Source organism: Oribacterium sp. HCP3S3_B9, from assembly GCF_052064255.1.
In the GTDB taxonomy this organism is placed as follows: domain Bacteria; phylum Bacillota; class Clostridia; order Lachnospirales; family Lachnospiraceae; genus Oribacterium.
In genome coordinates this window covers 100960-119370 of the sequence record NZ_JBQHVY010000001.1, presented here as the reverse complement: position 1 = coordinate 119370, position 18411 = coordinate 100960, and the positions used below count along the sequence as shown (strand labels likewise).

Below are 18411 nucleotides of genomic sequence, written 5' to 3'. Positions count from 1 at the left end.
ACCGAAAGGTCTTTATATAGAGGAGCTGCAGAGCGGCTCCCGAGGAGGTAAATATGAAAAAGTCATTCACAAAGGTACTTGCAGGTTCACTCGCTGCATCCATGGTGCTCGGACTTGCCGCATGTGGTTCTTCTGATTCCGGATCCACCACACAGGCCGCCGCAGAGACCACAAAGGCGGCGGAGGCTGCAGCTGCGACGACGGCAGCTGCACAGGAGGCTTCCAGTGGCGATGCAACGCTTCGAATTGTTGAAAGGCTACGGCGGAGATATCAATATCTGGACCTCCATGCTGAACACCTATAAGATCGTCATCCCGAAGGTCATCCTGACCATCGTATCCTGCACCTTTACGGCATACGGCTTCGCACGTTTCAAGTTCAAGGGTCATGACTTCATGTTCATGCTTCTGATGGCGACCCTCTTCCTGCCGAACGTCGTACTGAACGTTCCGCAGTTCATCATGTACAACAAATGGGGCTGGGTAGATTCCCCGCTGTACCTTCCGCTGATCGTGCCGACGCTCTTCGCACAGGATACCTACTTCGTCTTCATGCTGATCCAGTTCCTTCGCAATATCCCGAAGGAGCTCGATGAGGCGGCGAAGATCGATGGCTGCTCCGCCCTCGGTACCCTCTGGCATGTCATCGTTCCGGTGCTGAAGCCGGCCATGACCTCTGCGGCACTGTTCCAGTTCATGTGGTCCACCAACGACTTCATGGGACCGCTGCTTTACGTTTCCACGCCGAAGCGCTATCCGGCCGCCATCTTCGTAAAGATGTCCATGGATGCAGATACCGGCTTCTCCTGGAACCGTATCCTCGCGCTGTCCCTGATCTCCATCATCCCGTCCCTCGTGGTCTTCTTCCTGGCACAGGATCAGTTCATCGATGGTGTCACCGCGGGTTCTGTAAAGGGGTAAGCAATGGATCAGAAACGACATCACCTTCAGGGTGATCGGGCAGCGACCGAACAGCTTCTCGACGAGTACATCGACTATCTCATGGCCCACTCGGATTCCGCGCATCCGGCCTGGAATCTCGAGATGATCCGAAGCTGGAAGAGCAACAAGTGGAACTATATCGACGGCTGCATGATCACCGGCATTCTCGAGCGCTATGAGATCACCGGCGAGGCACGTTTTCTTGACTTCGCGGACCGCTTCCTGAGCGGCTTCGTCGAGGAGGATGGCCGCATCCGTACCTATGATCCGGCGGAGTACTCGCTCGATAATGTGAACCCGGCCAAGAATCTTTTTACGCTGTATGATCTCACCGGAAAAGAGAAGTACCGGAAGGCCCTCGAGCTCGTACGCTCTCAGCTCAGCACCATGCCACGGACCCCGGAGGGGAACTTCTGGCATAAGCTGATCTATCCGAACCAGGTCTGGCTCGACGGCATCTATATGGCCCTTCCGTTCTATATGGAGTACGAAAAGCGCTTCGACGCACAGAAGGACTGTGAGGATATCTGTCGTCAGATCGCCAATGTTGAGATCAGGATGCGGGACCCGAAAACCGGTCTCTACTATCATGGCTATGATGCCTCCCGGAAGATGTACTGGGCAGATCCGGACACCGGCTGCAGCCCGAACTTCTGGCTGCGTGCGGAGGGCTGGTTCATCCTGGGCCTCGTCGATGTACTGGAGATCATGAAGGATCTTCCGATGGGGGCCGAAAGCGTACATCTCCAGCACATGCTGCTGGACCTCGCGAAGGCACTCTCGAAGTATCAGGATCCGAGCGGCCTCTGGTATCAGCTGATCGCCCTTCCGGAGCTTGCGGGAAATTACCTCGAAACCTCCGGCACCGCGCTGATCAGTGCCGCACTGCTGAAGGCGGTACGCCTCGGCTTCCTGCCGGAAAGCTTCCGCGCGGTAGGTGAAAAGGCCTTCTATGGAATCGTCGATCATCGCCTGACGAAAAACGCAGATGGAACACCATGTGTGACGGGCATCTGCCTCGTCGGCGGGCTCGGAGGAGATCAGCATCGCGATGGTTCCGCCGCCTACTATCTGTCCGAACCGGTGGTGCAGAATGATGCGAAGGGCGTCGGCCCGTTGCTTCTTGCCTACACCGAGATGCTACGATAAACTAAAGGGTGTGCATGGACTCCATGCATGCCCTTTTTGAAATCTGGAGGAAACCATGGCTGAGCACCGAGATGTCAATCTTCATAACTCGCGACTGGAGCTCGTGTTTGAAAAGCGAATTCCGGGTCTGCGCGTATCCGAGGCAGTGCGTCATCATCGCTTCATCATGCGGAGTCGGCATGTACACGAGACCATCGAGCTGCACTTCATCCTCGAGGGACAGCGACTCATGTTCGTAGACCGGGAGACCTACCGCCTGTCGCCGCACTCCGCCATCGTCGTCAATCATAATCTCATCCATAAGACCTCGACGGCACCGGGCTTTCCACCGGATCATCATAATTTCATCCTGCAGCTGGACCGTTCACGCTTCGATCAGATCCTGCGGGTCGCCGGGCTCCGGGGCTTCGACGATTTCGGTGACCGCTTTAACGGCGTCGCAACGTTCAACGACAGCGAGTGGCGGCTGATTCTTGCCGTGATAGCCGAATTTAAAGCGATGTGTACAGAGGATAAGAACGGCGGCACCGTCTCCATGGAGGACGCTCACGCCTTTTTATATCTTCAGGCGCTCGAGCTGGCCAGCATCTTCGCGAAGGCGAGACGCCGGCTGCTCCATGCGGAGCTCGAGGCAAACCAGAAAGTCGTACCGGAAACCGTCGTGAAGACGGGTGTGCATCAGAAGGTACATGAGGTCGCACTCTATCTGCAGACCCATATCCACGAGAGCGTTTCGCTCGAGGAGTTGGCCCAGCGCTTCTTCATGAGCCGCTCCTATCTGACCCGGAGCTTCCGGAACGTCACCGGTTTCTCCGTCGTCGAGTATATGACCTACATCCGGATCCAGAAGGCGCAGCAGCTCCTTCGGGAGTCCGACCGTTCCATCACCGAAATCGCGGATCTCTGCGGCTTCGGAAACATCACGTATTTCGAAAAGGTATTTAAGACGACCACCGGCCATACGCCGGTACAGTATCGTAAAACCGTCGACACCAGTATAAAGGAGAAAAGATGATTCAGTTTGGTATGCGTGTACATGACATCTGTCCGAAGGGCAGTGTGTGCGAGGTGCTGGATGAGGTGCAGAAGCTGCACATCCACTATATTCACCTCGCGATGAATAAGAGCTTTTCTGATGTGGATACCTCCGTCGGCCATTTTAGTGCAGGCCTCGGCGATTATGTCGCTTCGGAGTTACGGAAGCGGGACCTCCATGTCTCCATCCTCGGCTGCTATATCAATCCGGCCCATCCGGATGAGGAGAAGCGACTTCAGCAGGTACAGCGCTTCATCGAGCATATGAAGTATGCGAAGCTGATCGGCGCAGACATGGTGGGGACCGAAACCGGACGCGCCGATCCGGAGATGAAGGTCGTACCGGAAACCTATACCGAGGAAAACTACCTGCGTGTACTGGACAGCTTTAAGCGGATCCGCGATGCGGCGGAAAAGCTCGGCGTGATGGTCGGCGTCGAGAGCGTGTATAACCACACCTTACGCTCACCGGAGATGATGCGTCGCTTCCTCGATGACATCGATTCCGTAAACTTCGACGTCATCCTGGATGCGGTGAATCTCATCACCCCGGAGCTTGCGCACGACCCGGCCGGTCAGAATGCCCTGATCCGTCAGGCCTTTACGCTCTATGGCGACCGCATCACGACCCTCCATATGAAGGACTGTGTCTTCGAGGGCGAGGACCAGAAGTACCGTCATCCGGGCGAGGGTATCTTCTGTTATGAAGAGCTGATGCGGCAGGTAGCACAGTGGAAGCCGTACATCATCGGTACCCTCGAGAATTCTTCTCCGGACCGCTATGCAGCGGACTGCGCTTATCTCCAGGCCATGTACGAGAAGTACGCCATCTGACGCCGGCCCTCCGGGTCCCCTGCCTGGGCGGCTGAGCGGCTGTCCGCAAGAAGGGGCTTGTATTTCTGTGCCCTTTGCGATATGGTGAATAGATGAGTGCCGGAAAACGGGCACGGGAACGTTGTGTGGTGCCACGCGGAGGGTGGTAAGTGAATTTATGGTTGGACGATTGTTACTGCTGATTGTGCTGATTCTGATTAATGGACTTTTTTCCTGCGCAGAGATTGCCGTGCTGCAGGTCGGTGATGCGAAGCTTCGCAAGCTGAGCGAGGATGGCAATAAACGGGCAGACAAGCTGCTCAGGCTGACCGTCGAGCCGGCGAAGTTTCTGTCGACGATTCAGGTGGCGATCACGCTGGCCGGATTCCTGTCGTCGGCGTTTGCGGCGGACAGCTTCGCGAAGCCACTCACCGATGTGGTCCTGCTGACCGGACTTCCGGTCGCACGGGAGGTCATCGAGAACGTCGCGATCATCCTGATCACCATGATCCTTTCCTATGTCAGCATCGTGTTCGGCGAGCTGGTTCCGAAGCGGCTGGCACAGGCCTATACCGAGAAGATCGCACTCAGCATCGCCGGCATCCTGGAGCTGGCATCGACGATTTTCGCCCCGTTCGTATGGCTTCTTACCGCTTCGACCAATCGTGTACTGCGCATGCTGGGCATACGGCCGGAGGATGTCGAGGAGAAGGTGTCCGAGGAGGATATCAAGCTGATGCTGGATGAGGGGACCGAGAAGGGTACGATCGAAACCGTCGAGAACGAGATGATCCAGAACGTCTTCGAGTTTAACGACCTGACCGTGGAGGATGTCTGCACGCACCGTCCGGATGTGGCGATGCTGTATCTCGAGGACACGGACCGGCAGTGGCGGAAGACGATCTACAGCCATCGCTATGCGATCTATCCGATCTGTGGAGAGGATGATGACGATATCGTCGGTGTACTCGATACGAAGGACTATTTCCGCCTGCCGGATCAGTCCCGTGGAAATGTCATGAAAAATGCGGTTGACAAGCCGTTCTTCGTGTCGCAGAACATGAAGGTCTCGGATCTTTTCGCGACGATGAAGCGCACACGGAAGTACTACGCCATCGTCATCGATGAGTACGGCGGTATGACCGGCATCGTCACCGTGCATGATCTGATCGAGGCCCTCGTGGGTGATCTGCAGGATGAGGATGAAGTGCCGGAGCCGGATCCGATCGAAGCGATCGGCGAGAACGAGTGGATCGTACTCGGCACGGCGGACATCGAGGATGTCAACGAAAAGCTGAAGGTGAACATCCCGACGGAGGATGCGGATACCTTCGGCGGTTATCTGATGGGCATCATCGGTACCGTGCCGGATGATGGCAGCTCCTTCCATCTCGAGACGGATGAACTGAATGTCGATGTTGCCTACATCAAGAACCGGCGCATCGGAAAGACGATCGTCCGGAAGAAAGTGAAGGAGAGTGCGGAAGCACAGGAGAACAGTTATGTTGAACGAAAATAATGCAGAGAAACCGGTAAAGCTGATCGAGCGGAAGCTTGCATATCAGGGCAAGGTCATCACCGTTTATGATGACTATGTGGATGTCGGCGGGCATAAGACCCACTGGGACTTCATCCATCATAAGGGCGCCGCTGCGGTACTGCCGGTGCTTCCGGATGGTCGTATCCTGATGGTGCGCCAGTTCCGTCATGCACTCGACCGCTATACCCTGGAGATTCCGGCGGGAAAGCGCGATCGGGAGGACGAGCCGTTTGAGGAGTGTGCGATGCGTGAGCTCGAGGAGGAGACCGGATATAAGACGGATCACCTCGATTTCCTGCTGTATGTCAATACGACCATCGCCTTTCTCGATGAGAAGATCGGCATCTATGTGGCGGATCATCTCGAGAAGGGAAAGGTTCACTGGGATGAGGATGAGGAGCTCGGGGTCGAGGCCTGGGAGCTCAAGGATCTGCAGCAGCTGATCTATGATGGGAAGATGACGGATGGAAAGACCGTCGCCGCGATCATGAGCTATGCAGCAAAGTACCATAAGAATTAAACGATGATGCGACGGGGCTTCTTTGCAGGCCCCGATCCGTCTGTACGGCGAGTCATCGCCGGTATAGTATGAAACGAAAAGCGAGGAGACGTTATGAAGAGAGAGCATTTGGAAGATTATGTACTGACCATTCCGGATTTCCCACAGAAGGGCATCATGTTCCGTGATATCACATCCATGGTACAGGATCCGGACGGCCTGCAGGATGCGGTGGATGGTCTCATCAAGGCCCTGGAGGGCGTAGATTTCGATGTGGTGCTGGGCCTGGAGTCCAGAGGCTTCATCTTCGGAACCGCGATCGCGTATGCGATGCATAAGGGCTTCGTGCCGGTGCGTAAGAAGGGCAAGCTTCCGCGAGAGACCGTTTCTGCGAAGTATGATCTCGAGTATGGTCAGGCAGAGATCGAGATCCATAAGGATGCGATCAAGCCGGGCGAGAAGGTCGTGATCGTCGATGATCTGATCGCAACCGGTGGTACACTCGCTGCTGCCTGCAAGCTGGTGGAGCAGCTCCAGGGTGAAGTGGCACAGATCGCTGTCGTGATGGAGCTTGCGGGACTGAACGGTCGTGATCAGCTTCGGAAGTATCCGCTGACCTCCCTGATCACCTACGAGGGTAAGTGATGGGACAGGAGCTTACGAAGTCGGACGTCGAGAAGATCCAGGCCGAGATCGACCATCGGAAGCTGGTGCTCCGTCCGCAGATCACGAAGGAAATCGCGGAGGCAGCCGCGCAGGGGGACCGCTCGGAAAACTTCGAGTATTATGCTGCGAAGAAGGCCAATCGTGAAAATAACGGCCGTATCAATTATCTGGAGCGGGTTCTTCGCTTCGCACGGATCATCGATGATTCGTCGAAGGACGACGAGGTCGGGCTCAATAATACCGTGACCCTGTACTTCGAGGAGGATGATGAGGAGGAGACCTATCGCATCGTCACCTCGATTCGTGGAAACAGTATTCACGGACTTATCTCGAACGAATCACCGATCGGACGTGCCATCATGGGACATAAGGTCGGCGACCGCTGTACGGTTCGGATGGAGAACGGCATCAGCTATGATGTCATCATCCGAAACATCGAAAACACCGGGGAATCGGCGGATGATCAGATCAAGGCATACTAAGCCTTGGCGGATCGAAGCAGGCGGACGAAAAGAAAATCAGAACAGGCAAAAAGGCTGTTGCAGAGAATCCTGCGTGGCGGAATCTGATGTACATCAGAACCGCTGCCGGCGGATTCCTGCAGCAGCCTCTTTTGGATGGGTGGGTACGTGCCCCACGGATCGTTTACATTGACCGACGATGCATTGCCGGGATCGTCAATGAAAAAGAAATCGCTCAGATGACCTTTTTTACGGCGTCGAGAAGGGCATCCTTGATGTCGGAATGCTCGTAGAGATAATTGATCAGCTCCTTCCGTCGGATCATACCGATGAAGTGGTCCGAATCATCGACGACCGGAACGAAGTTCTGCCGGGAAGCGCGCTTCATGATATCTTCCATGCTGGCGTTGACCTTCACCGGCTCATAGTGATTTTTCATCGGGATGTCGGCCACCCGGATCTTTTCCGTGTCCTTCAGCTCCATGTGGAGATCATTTTTGATTTCCCAGAGCAGGTCACCCTCGGTCATGGTGCCATAGTATTTGCCGTCCTTCGTCAGGATCGGGATGGTAGAGTAGCGGTGGAACTCCATTTTTTCGAGCGCCTGCCGCAGTGTATAATCTTCCTCGAGATATGCAACATCACATTTCGGAGTCAGGAAGAAAAGAATATTCATGAAAAGTCCTCCATTTGTTTTCGATTCTATATATATTTTAACCGAAAGGTATGTACAAGCTATGACGGAATCGTTAAAAATTCATAAAGATTGTATGGATATTTGTACAAGGCGCGGCGGCGCGTGATGCAGAAGTACATGCGAAGCCGGGCATACGACGCGCGAACAGCGCCTGGATATGCCGAAAATCGATACATCTTTTGACATTATTCCATACTGATAGTAAAATTTAAATTTGACTATATGTTTATAAAGAGAAGTGTGCGCAGCGCATCTGTCTGCGCGGAACAGCACTTCATGATGAGGATAGCGCTATGATGACAGAGGAAGAAGTAGTACTGGAGAGACCTGCGGATAACACACCACCGGAGGAATTATATAAGGAACTGATCAGAGCCATCCGGGCATATCATCCATCCGATGATCTCACGATGATCGAGAAGGCCTATCAGGTAGCGAAGGAACAGCATAAGGATCAGAAGCGGAAATCGGGTGAACCATACATCATTCACCCTCTTTGTGTTGCGATCATTCTCGCCGATCTCCAGATGGATAAGGAAACCATCGCCGCGGGACTTCTGCACGACGTCGTCGAGGATACCGGCATGACGCTCGAGGAAATCACGAAGGAGTTTAATCCGGATGTGGCACTGCTCGTCGATGGCGTCACGAAGCTGACACAGCTCAATCTCAATACCGATAAGGTCGAGATGCAGGCGGAGAATCTCCGAAAGATGTTCGTTTCGATGGCGAAGGATATCCGTGTCATCATCATCAAGCTCGCTGACCGTCTCCATAACCTCCGGACCCTGGAGTACCAGACCCCGGCGAAGCAGAAGGAGAAGGCGCGTGAGTCCCTCGAGATTTACTCACCGCTCGCGGAGCGTCTCGGTATCAGTAAGATCAAAATCGAGATGGATGATCTGTCGCTGAAGTACCTCGAGCCGGATATCTACTATGATCTCGCGGCGAAGGTCAACCTGAAGAAGGAAGCCAGAGAAGCCCGGATCAGAAACATCGTCTCTGAGGTCTCAAAGCATATCAAGGAGTCCGGCATCGATGCCGAGATCAGCGGACGTGTGAAGCACTTCTTCTCCATCTATCGTAAGATGGTGAACCAGAATAAGACCATCGACCAGATCTATGATCTGTTCGCGATCCGTATCATCGTGGAGACGGTGCGGGACTGCTATGCGGCGCTCGGCGTAATCCATAAGATGTATACCCCTATTCCGGGCCGCTTCAAGGACTACATCGCGATGCCGAAGCCGAACATGTACCAGTCGCTGCATACGACGGTCATCGGCTCCGACGGTGTACCGTTCGAGATCCAGATCCGTACCTTCGAGATGCACCGTACGGCAGAGTTCGGTATCGCAGCGCACTGGAAGTATAAGGAGTCCGGCGGATCGAAGGAAAAGGCCAGCGAGCAGGAAGATGTGAAGATGAACTGGCTGCATGAGATCCTCGAGTGGCAGAAGGATGAGTCCGACTCGAAGGAATTCATGAACATGGTCAAGTCCGACCTGAATCTCTTTAACGAGAACGTTTTCTGCTTCACACCGACGGGTGATGTTAAGAATCTGCCGGCCGGCTCCTGCCCGATCGACTTCGCGTATGCGATCCACTCAGCGGTCGGCAACAAGATGGTCGGTGCGAAGGTCAACGACAAGCTGGTGCCGGTCACCTATCAGCTGAAGAACGGCGACCGTGTCGACATCATCACCTCGCAGAACTCGAGAGGTCCGAGCCGTGACTGGCTGAAGATCTGCAAGTCGACGCAGGCGAAGAACAAGATCAACCAGTGGTTCAAGCGTGAGCAGAAGGACGAGAATATCGAGCGCGGTAAGGACCTCCTCACGAACTATGCGAAGTCGAAGGGCTACACGCTCGGCGAGCTGACGAAGCCGGAGTATGTCGAGAGCGTCATCCGCCGTTACAGCTACACCGACTGGGAGTCCATGCTGGCGTCCGTCGGCCGTGGCGGGCTCAAGGAGTCTCAGGTCATCTCGAAGCTCATCGAGCTAAAGCATAAGTCGGATGAGGCCAATGTCTCGGACGAGGATATCCTGCACAACATCGAGGGCATGACGAAGAAGCCGGAGGTCATCCGGAAGTCGAAGTCGGGCATCGTGGTGAAGGGCATCCATGATCTCGCCGTGCGCTACGCGAAGTGCTGCTCGCCGGTGCCGGGCGATGAAATCGTCGGTTTCGTCACCCGTGGCCGTGGCATCACGATCCACCGCACGGACTGCATCAATATGATGAACCTGCCGGAGGACGAGAAGGCCCGTCTCATCGAGGCCGAGTGGCAGTCCGATAACGCACAGGAAACCTACGCAACCGAGCTCGAGATCTTCACGACAAACCGTGTCGGCCTCCTCGTCGACGTCTCGAAGGTACTGACCGATGCGAACATCGACATCAAGTCCCTGACCTCCCGTGTCGGTAAAAACGAAAAGGCGACGATCACCGTCTCCTTCGACATCCATAACAAAGAAGAACTCAGCTCACTGGTTTCGAAGCTTCGTAAAATCAGTGGCGTAATTGATATAGAAAGAGCACAAGGTTAATCACGGTTGTGCGCTGAAAGTGCACAACCGTGATGCCCTAGTGGCGAACGTATTCAAAGCCTTGCCAGCGGCAAGGCTACTTTGTAAATCCCGGAGGGATCATGTTAAAAGTATCAAAGTATGTAACCGGCGTGGTGCAGACGAATGTCTACTTCTGCTACGATGATGAAACGCGTGCCTGCGTCATCATCGATCCAGCAGCGAACGCACCGCATATCATCAAAATCATCGAGGAGGAGCTCCATCTGAAGCCGGAGGCGATCCTCCTCACCCACGGCCACTTCGACCATATCATGGCAGCGAAGGATGTGGCGCAGCATTTCGGCATAAAGATCTTCGCCTGTGCAGATGAGGCGGAGACCCTCGCGGATCCGAAGCGGAACCTGAGCGGGAACTTCGGCGTCGAGGTCACCCTGCAGCCGGGGGAGTATGAGACCTTCCGGGACGGCGATACCCTGCACCACCTCGGTCGGGAGTGGAAGGTGCTGGAAACCCCAGGCCATACGCCGGGCTCCTGCTGCTTCTATATCGCCGACGGGCTGTCCTTCCAGCCGGAGGGCGCGACGGAGCCGAAGATCTATCCGGTGCTGTTTTCCGGTGATACGCTCTTTAAGGAGTCCTTCGGACGTACCGACTTCGTGGGCGGATCGCAGGAAGCCATCGTGAAGAGCATCGTAGAGAAGCTGCTGGTGCTCCCGGCGGATACCAGTGTATTCCCGGGCCATGAGGCACAGAGCTCGATCGGAAACGAGCAGAAGTACAACCCGGCGGTATTCTTAGGCAGGGTGAATCTTTAAATTGAGAAGGGCAGGCGCTGACATCACCGCACCTGTCCTTTTACGCGTACAGGATGAAGAGGTAGAAACATTGATCCGATTAGTTTTAGACAGTATCGCAGCAGGCTATGAGCAGGACATCCGGGAGCTGGTGCAGGCCTTCTATCCGGGGGAGGAGTTCGAGATCCGGACCCCGGAGGGCGTGCATTTTTCGAACACCACCCAGGAGGAGAAAAACGCGCTGAAGCAGGCGCAGGCCACCGGTGAGGTGACCGCCGTCAATAAAAAGTCCACGAAGAACCGTGCCCGCATGGTGTCCGAGGTCACCCCGGAGGGGATGGAGGAGGACAGCATTCGCCTGAGCTTCACCGTAGAGGCCGCCGCGCTTCCGCTGACCGGTGTCCGAAAGGAGGATAAGTCCGTCATCAAGGCCGAGCTCTACGACACCCTGGTCGGCATGACCGGGAAGGAGCTCCCATGGGGTGACCTCACCGGTATCCGTCCGGTGTCCCTCGTGAGCCCGCTGCTGGAGGCACTGCCAGGGCATACGTTCCCGGAGGAGGCGCTCCGGAAGATCCGTGCCGATCTCCGGCGAGAGTACTGCATCCGCGGAGAGAAGCTCGATCTCATGGTCGACATCGCGGTCCGGGAGCAGCGCATCCTCGATCGCATCCGCGAGACCACCGGCCGGAGCTATAAGGAGGGCTGGAGTCTCTATATCGGCATCCCGTTCTGTCCGACCCGCTGCCTCTACTGCTCCTTCCTCAGCAACACGATCGACGCCTGGGAGAAGCGCCTCGGCGACTATATGGAGAACCTCCGGAAGGAGCTCCGCTTCACCGTGCAGCATATGTGCGGCGAGCTTCACCGCCCGCTGCAGACCATCTACATCGGCGGCGGCACGCCGACGGCCCTCGACGAGCACTGGCTGCAGGTCCTGATGGATCTTGTCCACGAGATCTGCGGGGAGGCCAATGTCTCCATCCTGCGTGCGAACGCAGCGCCTGTTGCAGACGAAGCGCAGCGTGACGATGGCACGGCGGAAGCATTGGCGAAGCCGGCAGCGGCGGACATGGACGAGGCACCGTGGATGCATACCGTGACGGGGATGCCGGGGATCGTCGAGTTTACGGTCGAAGCAGGACGACCGGATTCGATCACGCGGGAGAAGCTGGAAATTCTGAAGGCGGCCGGTGTTGACCGGATCTCGGTGAACCCGCAGACCTTCTGCCAGAAGACCCTCGACCTGATCGGTCGAAAGCACAGCGTGGAGGAGGTCATCGAGAAGTATCGGCTCGCGCGGGAACTCGGATTCGATAACATCAACATGGACATCATCCTGGGCCTGCCGGGCGAGAAGCTCCCGGAGGTGACGCATACGCTCTCGGAGATCGGACGGCTCCGGCCGGACAGCCTGACCGTACACAGCCTCGCCATCAAGCGGGCGGCGCGGCTGACCCTCGAGCGCGATTTCTGGGCCGGTGTGTACCGTGCGGGTGACGAGCACGAGATCCTCGCGGAGACGCAGCAGCAGGAGAACGCTGCTGTGGCCGACTTCCGCTATCCGGAGATCACGCGCATGATGCTCGCCTCGGAGTATACCGCAGAGCTCCTCGGGATGAAGCCGTACTATCTCTACCGGCAGAAGAACATGGCCGGCAATCTCGAGAACGTCGGGTACTGCGAGGAGGGCAAGGAATGCCTCTATAACATCCTCATGATGGAGGAGAAGCATACCGTCGTCGGCTGTGGCGCCGGCACGAGCACGAAGGTCGTCCTGCCGTCCCGTGATGGGGATCTCTACCATAAACGGGTGGAGCGCTGCGATAACGGCAAGTCGATTCCGGACTATCTCGACCATATCGACAAGTTTATCGAGCGAAAGAAGAGCTTATTCGCCCTTTTTAAGGATTGACGGATATAATAGGAAAGCATATAATGCATGCATGTATCGCGTTGCGATGCATATGAAAATTTAACAGGTTGACAATAGAGGCGCGTTGATTATCAGTAGCTGCATGGAGACCGCATAGTCCATGAGATGCAGTGAAAGGATGAGACGCCGAAACCGGAGTGTGATGCACACGCACCGAGTTGGGCTGCCGTTTAAGAGACGGCAGACTCTCACAGAAATGTGTTGGAGCTATTGTTTCATAGAATGCATATTTATGAGGCAGTGGTTCGTATGAAATCACTGCCTTTTTCTTAAGAATTTCGTAAGGGGGTCTGACCCCCTTACAAAATTCTTAAGACCAGAGCCCGGAGGGCCGAAACTGTTCTGCGAAACGGCTATTGTCTACCCAGGATTCTCCCGGGAGGGAGCAGAGGGGCACGCGCCCCGGTAAGGAGATTTTATGCAGTTTAAAGACAGAGAGCATCGAAGCAACCGCTTCGCATCGCTGACCGCCATCGCTGTCGTCCTCGTGTTTATCGTGGTCGCCGGCTTCATCACCACCGCTGATACGGTGCAGCAGACCGCCTGGGCACTCGTGCCGCCGGTCATCGCCATCGCCCTCGCGCTCATCACGAAGGAGGTATACAGCTCCCTTTTCTTCGGTATCCTGACCGGTGCACTCCTGTTTTCCGGTTATCACTTCGAGGGCACCATCAACCACATCTTCGTCGATGGTATCATCTCGGTCCTGTCCGACAGCTATAATGTCGGTATCCTCTGCTTCCTCGTCATCCTCGGTGCGATGGTACAGCTCATGAACCGCAGTGGTGGCTCTGCCGCGTTCGGTGACTGGGCATCGAAGCACATCAGGACGAGGGCCGGCGCACAGCTCGCCACGATCGCCCTTGGCTGCCTCATCTTCATCGACGACTACTTCAACTGTCTGACCGTCGGCTCCGTCATGCGTCCGGTGACCGATAAGCATAAGATCAGCCGTGCGAAGCTGGCGTACCTCATCGACTCCACCGCAGCTCCGATCTGCATCATCGCCCCGATTTCCTCCTGGGCGGCGGCCGTGTCCGGTTTCGTCGAGGGAGAGAACGGCATGAGCCTCTTCCTGCAGACCATCCCGTATAACTTCTACGCACTGCTCACCATCGCGATGATGATCCTGATGGTGGCCCTGAAGGTGGATTTCGGCCCGATGCACCAGCATGAGGTCAATGCGATCGAGCACCACGATCTCTATACCACGCCGGAGCGTCCGTTCGAGAATGCGGCCGACGAGGCGAGACGAGAGGGCGGACACCTCATCGACATGCTGGTTCCGATTTTCTCACTCGTGATCTGCTGCGTTATCGGTATGATCTACACCGGCGGCTTCTTCAGTGGTGTCAGCTTCATCGATTCCTTCGCCGGCTCGGATGCCTCCGTCGGTCTCGTCTTCGGTTCCTTCTGCGCACTGGTCATCACCCTTGCGTTCTATCTGATCCGTAACGTACTCAGCTTCAACGAGTGCATGGACTGCCTGCCGGAGGGCTTCAAGCAGATGGTTCCGGCCATCCTGATCCTCACGCTCGCATGGTCTCTGAAGGCCATGACCGACAGCCTCGGTGCGAAGGAGTTCGTCGCCGGTGTCGTACAGGGTTCAGCCAAGAACTTCCTGCAGTTCCTTCCGGTCATCATCTTCATGATCGCCATCGGATTAAGCTTCGCAACCGGTACCTCATGGGGTACCTTCGGAATCCTCATCCCGATCGTCGTGGCCTGCTTCCAGGGCATCGACCACAACATGATGATCCTTTCCATGTCGGCCTGCATGGCCGGTGCGGTCTGCGGTGACCACTGCTCACCGATCTCCGATACCACCATCATGTCGAGTGCCGGCGCGCAGTGCCTGCACATCAACCACGTATCGACCCAGATCCCGTATGCGCTGACCGCGGCACTTTCCTCGGCGATCGCTTATATCGTGGCTGGTTTCACGAAGCATGCGGTCTCCGGACTGATTTCCGGCTTCGTCGTATTGCTTCTCGCGATGCTTGCGTTCCGTCACGCCACCGGTAAGGAATCAGAATAAACAGCGCACTGAATGATCAAAGCGGCTCTCATAGGAGGGCCGCTTTTTCTATGGCAGGATGATATCACTACGCCAGGCTCCCGGAGGGGCGGCAACCGAAACACAGTACTGCGAGCTCGGAAGACTCTAAGCCGGGACCCTAAGCGGCACTAGGCCCTCTGCAATCACTGAGTTTTCTTGATGAAAACTCAGCATTGCAGAGGGTTCCAAGGAGAGATAGCACCAAGTGCCGCCAAGGGGCCACGGCTTGATTCTTCACGACCTCTCCGTATGGTTTCTGTTGCCGGCCCTCCGGGGCTCTGGCTGATCGGTGTAGTTTGAAATATACGATTTGTCCGCGTGCTGCGGACAAATGTGCGCGTAGAATAACTTCGATTAATCGGAACTATAAAAGAAATTTATCATTCATATAAAGCTCTTCACAACTGGAAAAAATGCGATACAATATAAATAGAAGGAATGAGAACCATTCCCACAGGATGTTTCACAGGCTTTTTTCATGACAGCAGCTGTCTGCTGTACGTGGTCATGAGAGCATGGTCGAGAGGAGATGTTTTTATGAACGATACGTCAAGAATCAATGGATTTATGGATTTCGTTTCGGAGCTCCTGGTTACATTCGAGGCAGGAGCCATCGTGGTTGCATGTGTCACACTGCTTCTCAGCGGACTGCTGATGAGTGCAGGTCTTCCGGCAGCAGCGCAGTGCTTACAGTATTTCTTCGTAGCCATGGTCGGCATCGTGGCATGCGGTATCGTGGTACATTATGTAGATGCCTGAAGGCGTCTGGATCGATTCCTGCATGATGATAGTTGATATTTTCTTAAATTGATAACCCCTATAGATGATTGCTCCGTGTATCTGTTGCAGAAGACAGATGCGCGGAGCAGTTTTCTTTTGCGTGGTCTCGCTGTGAAGGCTGCCTTTTCGGGCTTGGTGAACGAGGCTTGTGATTTCAGCAAAAGCACGAAATTACGCACGGTAAACCGGTTAATAATTTAACGCTCGACATCTGGAAACGGGTAGTGCATAATGACAGCAGATTCATGATTTCTACAGAGAATGGCAGGAGGAAGAAACGATGGACGTACCATTTAAGATTGATCTCAGCGGACAGGTGGCCGTGGTGACCGGCGGCACCGGTGTCATCGGCGGCATGTATGCACGCGCACTGGCAGCGTGTGGCGCGAAGGTGGCCGTGCTCGGCAGAAGCAGGGAGAACGGAGAAAAGGTCGTGGCGGAAATCGCGGCGGATGGTGGCGAGGCCATGGCGGTGTCTGCGAATGTACTCGACCGGGAAAGTCTGATCTCCGCCCGCGAAGAAATCCTCGCCCACTACGGTCACCTCAACATCCTCGTGAACTGTGCCGGTGGCGCCGTGAAGTCCGCGCAGGTTCCGCAGGATTACTTCTGCGAGGCCGCCGAGGGAGAGGATACCTTCTTCTCCATCGACCTCGAGAATGTGCATCGTGAGCTTGACCTCAACATCTACGGCACCATGCTGCCGACCCAGGTCTTCGGCGAGGCACTGAAGGGGCAGGAGAATGCGAACATCGTGAACATCTCTTCGATGTCTGCATATCACCCGCTGACACGTATCCCGGGTTACTCCGCAGGGAAGGCCGGCGTCGCCAGCTTCACTGAGTGGTGCGCGATCTACTTCGCAAAGAGCGGCATCCGTGTAAACGCCGTCGCACCAGGCTTCTTCCATACCACACAGAATCACGCCCTCCAGTATAACGAGGACGGCACACCGAAGCCACGCACACAGCACATCGTCGACAGCACCCCGATGGGCAGCTTCGGCAGAATCGAAGACCTCGTCGGCGGCCTCCTCTACCTCGTCGACCCACGTGGCTCCCGCTTCGTCACAGGCACCATCCTCCCGATCGATGGCGGCTTCCACATCTACCAGGGCGTCTGAAAAACAGAACATGATGTCTGCTGCTTTTCCGCAGAAAACTCCGGAGGGCCGGTAACAACACCATTGGTGTTTCGTTACCGGCCCTCCGGCTGTTTTTACAGAAAATTTACAGAAGCATGAGGGCCGACTTTACAAAACTCCCCTAGTATGTAGGCGTAGTCAGGAAAACATGACAAACGTAAAAAGAAAACAAAAGGGATCGATGGGGATAAAAAGAGAGGTCGACAGACGACCGCCCCATGGCCCGCACATGAGGAGGATTAAATTATGAAGAAGTCAATCAAGCTTGCACTTGGCGCTGTGATGGCAATGTCGATGATGACCGCATGTGGCGCGAGCACCACAGAGACCGCTGCACCAGCTGCAGACACAACTGCAGCGGCAGTCGCAGATACCACAGCCGCAGATACCGAGGCCGCAGCAAGCGAGGCACAGACCGAGGCAGCCGGCGCTTCCATGGAGGGTGCCATCGATGTCATCTCCCGTGAGGATGGTTCCGGTACCAGAGGCGCATTCATCGAGCTTTTCGGTGTAGAGCAGAAGGATGCTTCCGGTGAAAAGGTCGATTACACCACCGATGACGCAGAGATCACCAACTCCACCGAGGTTATGATCACCTCCGTCGCAGGTGATAAGCAGGCCATCGGTTACATCTCCCTCGGATCTCTTAACGATTCCGTAAAGGCACTGAAGATCGACGGCGCAGCCGCAACCGTAGATGACATCAAGGATGGCACCTACAAGATCGCACGTCCGTTCAACATCGTCACCACCGGTGAGGTTTCCGATGTGGCACAGGATTTCATCAACTTCATCTTCTCCGAGGAAGGCCAGAAGGTCGTTGAGGACAACGGTTATATCTCCCAGGGCAACCAGGGCGCGTATACAGCATCTGGTAAGAGCGGTAAGGTCACCGTCGCAGGCTCCAGCTCTGTTACACCGGTGATGGAGAAGCTGGCAGAGGCATACAAGGCACTCAACAGTGATGTAACCGTAGAGGTTCAGCAGTCGGATTCCACCACTGGTGTTACATCTTCCATCGAGGGCGTATGTGATATCGGTATGGCTTCCCGCGATCTGAAGGATGAGGAGACCGCCAAGGGTGCACAGGGTCAGGTCATCGCGATGGATGGTATCGCCGTTGTGGTAAATAACGACAACCCGGTCGATGATCTTACTTCCGAGCAGGTAAAGGACATCTATGTAGGTGACACCACCGACTGGTCCGACCTGGCATAATTCCATCCTGTGAAAGATGAAACGTTGAGACTTCACTTAGATAAGGAAATCGTATGGAAAACGAACTTACATTACATCATGTAGTCCACGAAGTTCATGAAACAGCTGCAGAGAGCCCGGTAACGGGCTCCTCTGTGTGTATGA

17 protein-coding genes and 1 riboswitch are annotated in these 18411 nt (G+C 55.4%); of the genes, 16 read left to right on the top strand and 1 reads right to left on the bottom strand.

What is annotated here, in order from left to right; all coding sequences use genetic code 11:
* Positions 1–53: 53 nt before the first annotated feature.
* The 9 genes from ACTNC3_RS00545 to ACTNC3_RS00505 all read left to right on the top strand — a co-directional run bounded on the left by ACTNC3_RS00545 (position 54) and on the right by ACTNC3_RS00505 (position 7126).
* Positions 54–305, top strand: coding sequence for a hypothetical protein (locus ACTNC3_RS00545; protein WP_441226119.1), 252 nt, complete (start codon positions 54–56; stop codon positions 303–305).
* Positions 232–921 carry a carbohydrate ABC transporter permease gene (locus ACTNC3_RS00540; protein ID WP_441226118.1) on the top strand — a complete coding sequence of 230 codons (690 nt, stop codon included), beginning with the start codon at positions 232–234 and terminating at the stop codon, positions 919–921. Before ACTNC3_RS00545 ends, ACTNC3_RS00540 begins: the two co-directional genes overlap by 74 nt.
* Before the next feature lie 3 nt (positions 922–924).
* Entirely contained in the window at positions 925–2091 is a 1167-nt protein-coding gene (locus ACTNC3_RS00535) for a glycoside hydrolase family 88/105 protein (RefSeq protein WP_441226117.1), read from the top strand.
* Positions 2092–2146: 55 nt separating this feature from the next.
* The gene (locus tag ACTNC3_RS00530) at positions 2147–3106 is read left to right on the top strand and encodes a helix-turn-helix domain-containing protein (RefSeq protein ID WP_441226116.1); all 960 of its coding nucleotides are present in this window, start codon (positions 2147–2149) and stop codon (positions 3104–3106) included.
* Positions 3103–3960, top strand: a complete 858-nt coding sequence (locus tag ACTNC3_RS00525) for a sugar phosphate isomerase/epimerase family protein (RefSeq protein ID WP_441226115.1) — start codon at positions 3103–3105, stop codon at positions 3958–3960. Before ACTNC3_RS00530 ends, ACTNC3_RS00525 begins: the two co-directional genes overlap by 4 nt.
* 157 nt (positions 3961–4117) lie before the next feature.
* Positions 4118–5458 carry a hemolysin family protein gene (locus ACTNC3_RS00520; RefSeq protein ID WP_441226114.1) on the top strand — a complete coding sequence of 447 codons (1341 nt, stop codon included), beginning with the start codon at positions 4118–4120 and terminating at the stop codon, positions 5456–5458.
* Entirely contained in the window at positions 5442–5999 is a 558-nt protein-coding gene (locus tag ACTNC3_RS00515) for an NUDIX hydrolase (RefSeq protein WP_410042493.1), read from the top strand. The genes ACTNC3_RS00520 and ACTNC3_RS00515 overlap by 17 nt, the downstream gene beginning before the upstream one ends.
* A gap of 93 nt (positions 6000–6092) precedes the next feature.
* Complete coding sequence (locus ACTNC3_RS00510) at positions 6093–6623, top strand: adenine phosphoribosyltransferase (RefSeq protein WP_441226113.1); 531 nt, start codon at positions 6093–6095, stop codon at positions 6621–6623.
* Positions 6623–7126, top strand: a complete 504-nt coding sequence (locus tag ACTNC3_RS00505) for a GreA/GreB family elongation factor (RefSeq protein ID WP_441226112.1) — start codon at positions 6623–6625, stop codon at positions 7124–7126. The genes ACTNC3_RS00510 and ACTNC3_RS00505 overlap by 1 nt, the downstream gene beginning before the upstream one ends.
* Positions 7127–7340: 214 nt before the next feature.
* Here ACTNC3_RS00505 and ACTNC3_RS00500 read toward each other — a convergent pair whose 3' ends face one another.
* The gene (locus tag ACTNC3_RS00500; RefSeq protein WP_410042496.1) at positions 7341–7781 is read right to left on the bottom strand and encodes a CBS domain-containing protein; all 441 of its coding nucleotides are present in this window, start codon (positions 7779–7781) and stop codon (positions 7341–7343) included.
* 314 nt (positions 7782–8095) lie between these two features.
* On the opposite strand from ACTNC3_RS00500, the gene ACTNC3_RS00495 reads away from it, so the two are divergent.
* The 7 genes from ACTNC3_RS00495 (at position 8096) to ACTNC3_RS00465 (ending at position 18267) form a co-directional block, all read left to right on the top strand.
* Positions 8096–10354: a RelA/SpoT family protein gene (locus ACTNC3_RS00495; protein ID WP_441226111.1), complete on the top strand. Its 2259-nt coding sequence runs from the start codon at positions 8096–8098 to the stop codon at positions 10352–10354.
* Positions 10355–10455: 101 nt separating this feature from the next.
* Complete coding sequence (locus ACTNC3_RS00490; protein WP_441226110.1) at positions 10456–11151, top strand: MBL fold metallo-hydrolase; 696 nt, start codon at positions 10456–10458, stop codon at positions 11149–11151.
* A 70-nt stretch (positions 11152–11221) separates the two neighbouring features.
* Positions 11222–13045: a coproporphyrinogen dehydrogenase HemZ gene (hemZ, locus tag ACTNC3_RS00485; protein WP_441226109.1), complete on the top strand. Its 1824-nt coding sequence runs from the start codon at positions 11222–11224 to the stop codon at positions 13043–13045.
* A 67-nt stretch (positions 13046–13112) separates the two neighbouring features.
* A riboswitch (Lysine riboswitch) is annotated at positions 13113–13284 on the top strand.
* Between the two features lie 200 nt (positions 13285–13484).
* Positions 13485–15104 carry a Na+/H+ antiporter NhaC family protein gene (locus ACTNC3_RS00480; protein WP_410042500.1) on the top strand — a complete coding sequence of 540 codons (1620 nt, stop codon included), beginning with the start codon at positions 13485–13487 and terminating at the stop codon, positions 15102–15104.
* 558 nt (positions 15105–15662) lie between these two features.
* A complete protein-coding gene (locus tag ACTNC3_RS00475; RefSeq protein ID WP_410042501.1) occupies positions 15663–15884 on the top strand; it encodes a hypothetical protein in 222 nt (73 codons plus the stop codon).
* A 301-nt stretch (positions 15885–16185) separates the two neighbouring features.
* Positions 16186–17028, top strand: coding sequence for an SDR family NAD(P)-dependent oxidoreductase (locus tag ACTNC3_RS00470; RefSeq protein ID WP_441226108.1), 843 nt, complete (start codon positions 16186–16188; stop codon positions 17026–17028).
* A 267-nt stretch (positions 17029–17295) separates the two neighbouring features.
* Positions 17296–18267, top strand: coding sequence for a substrate-binding domain-containing protein (locus ACTNC3_RS00465; RefSeq protein ID WP_441226107.1), 972 nt, complete (start codon positions 17296–17298; stop codon positions 18265–18267).
* The last annotated feature ends 144 nt before the right edge of the window (positions 18268–18411 follow it).

Excerpts from the sequence above, each read along its gene's own strand:
- ACTNC3_RS00545 (WP_441226119.1), top strand. The coding sequence starts at position 54 with ATGAAAAAGTCATTCACAAAGGTACTTGCAGGTTCACTCGCTGCATCC.
- ACTNC3_RS00535 (WP_441226117.1), top strand. The coding sequence starts at position 925 with ATGGATCAGAAACGACATCACCTTCAGGGTGATCGGGCAGCGACCGAA.
- ACTNC3_RS00505 (WP_441226112.1), top strand. The coding sequence starts at position 6,623 with ATGGGACAGGAGCTTACGAAGTCGGACGTCGAGAAGATCCAGGCCGAG.
- ACTNC3_RS00520 (WP_441226114.1), top strand. The coding sequence starts at position 4,118 with ATGGTTGGACGATTGTTACTGCTGATTGTGCTGATTCTGATTAATGGA.
- ACTNC3_RS00530 (WP_441226116.1), top strand. The coding sequence starts at position 2,147 with ATGGCTGAGCACCGAGATGTCAATCTTCATAACTCGCGACTGGAGCTC.
- ACTNC3_RS00490 (WP_441226110.1), top strand. The coding sequence starts at position 10,456 with ATGTTAAAAGTATCAAAGTATGTAACCGGCGTGGTGCAGACGAATGTC.
- ACTNC3_RS00525 (WP_441226115.1), top strand. The coding sequence starts at position 3,103 with ATGATTCAGTTTGGTATGCGTGTACATGACATCTGTCCGAAGGGCAGT.
- ACTNC3_RS00495 (WP_441226111.1), top strand. The coding sequence starts at position 8,096 with ATGATGACAGAGGAAGAAGTAGTACTGGAGAGACCTGCGGATAACACA.
- ACTNC3_RS00480 (WP_410042500.1), top strand. The coding sequence starts at position 13,485 with ATGCAGTTTAAAGACAGAGAGCATCGAAGCAACCGCTTCGCATCGCTG.
- ACTNC3_RS00540 (WP_441226118.1), top strand. The coding sequence starts at position 232 with ATGCAACGCTTCGAATTGTTGAAAGGCTACGGCGGAGATATCAATATC.
- ACTNC3_RS00510 (WP_441226113.1), top strand. The coding sequence starts at position 6,093 with ATGAAGAGAGAGCATTTGGAAGATTATGTACTGACCATTCCGGATTTC.
- ACTNC3_RS00500 (WP_410042496.1), bottom strand. The coding sequence starts at position 7,781 with ATGAATATTCTTTTCTTCCTGACTCCGAAATGTGATGTTGCATATCTC.
- ACTNC3_RS00470 (WP_441226108.1), top strand. The coding sequence starts at position 16,186 with ATGGACGTACCATTTAAGATTGATCTCAGCGGACAGGTGGCCGTGGTG.
- ACTNC3_RS00475 (WP_410042501.1), top strand. The coding sequence starts at position 15,663 with ATGAACGATACGTCAAGAATCAATGGATTTATGGATTTCGTTTCGGAG.
- ACTNC3_RS00515 (WP_410042493.1), top strand. The coding sequence starts at position 5,442 with ATGTTGAACGAAAATAATGCAGAGAAACCGGTAAAGCTGATCGAGCGG.
- ACTNC3_RS00465 (WP_441226107.1), top strand. The coding sequence starts at position 17,296 with ATGAAGAAGTCAATCAAGCTTGCACTTGGCGCTGTGATGGCAATGTCG.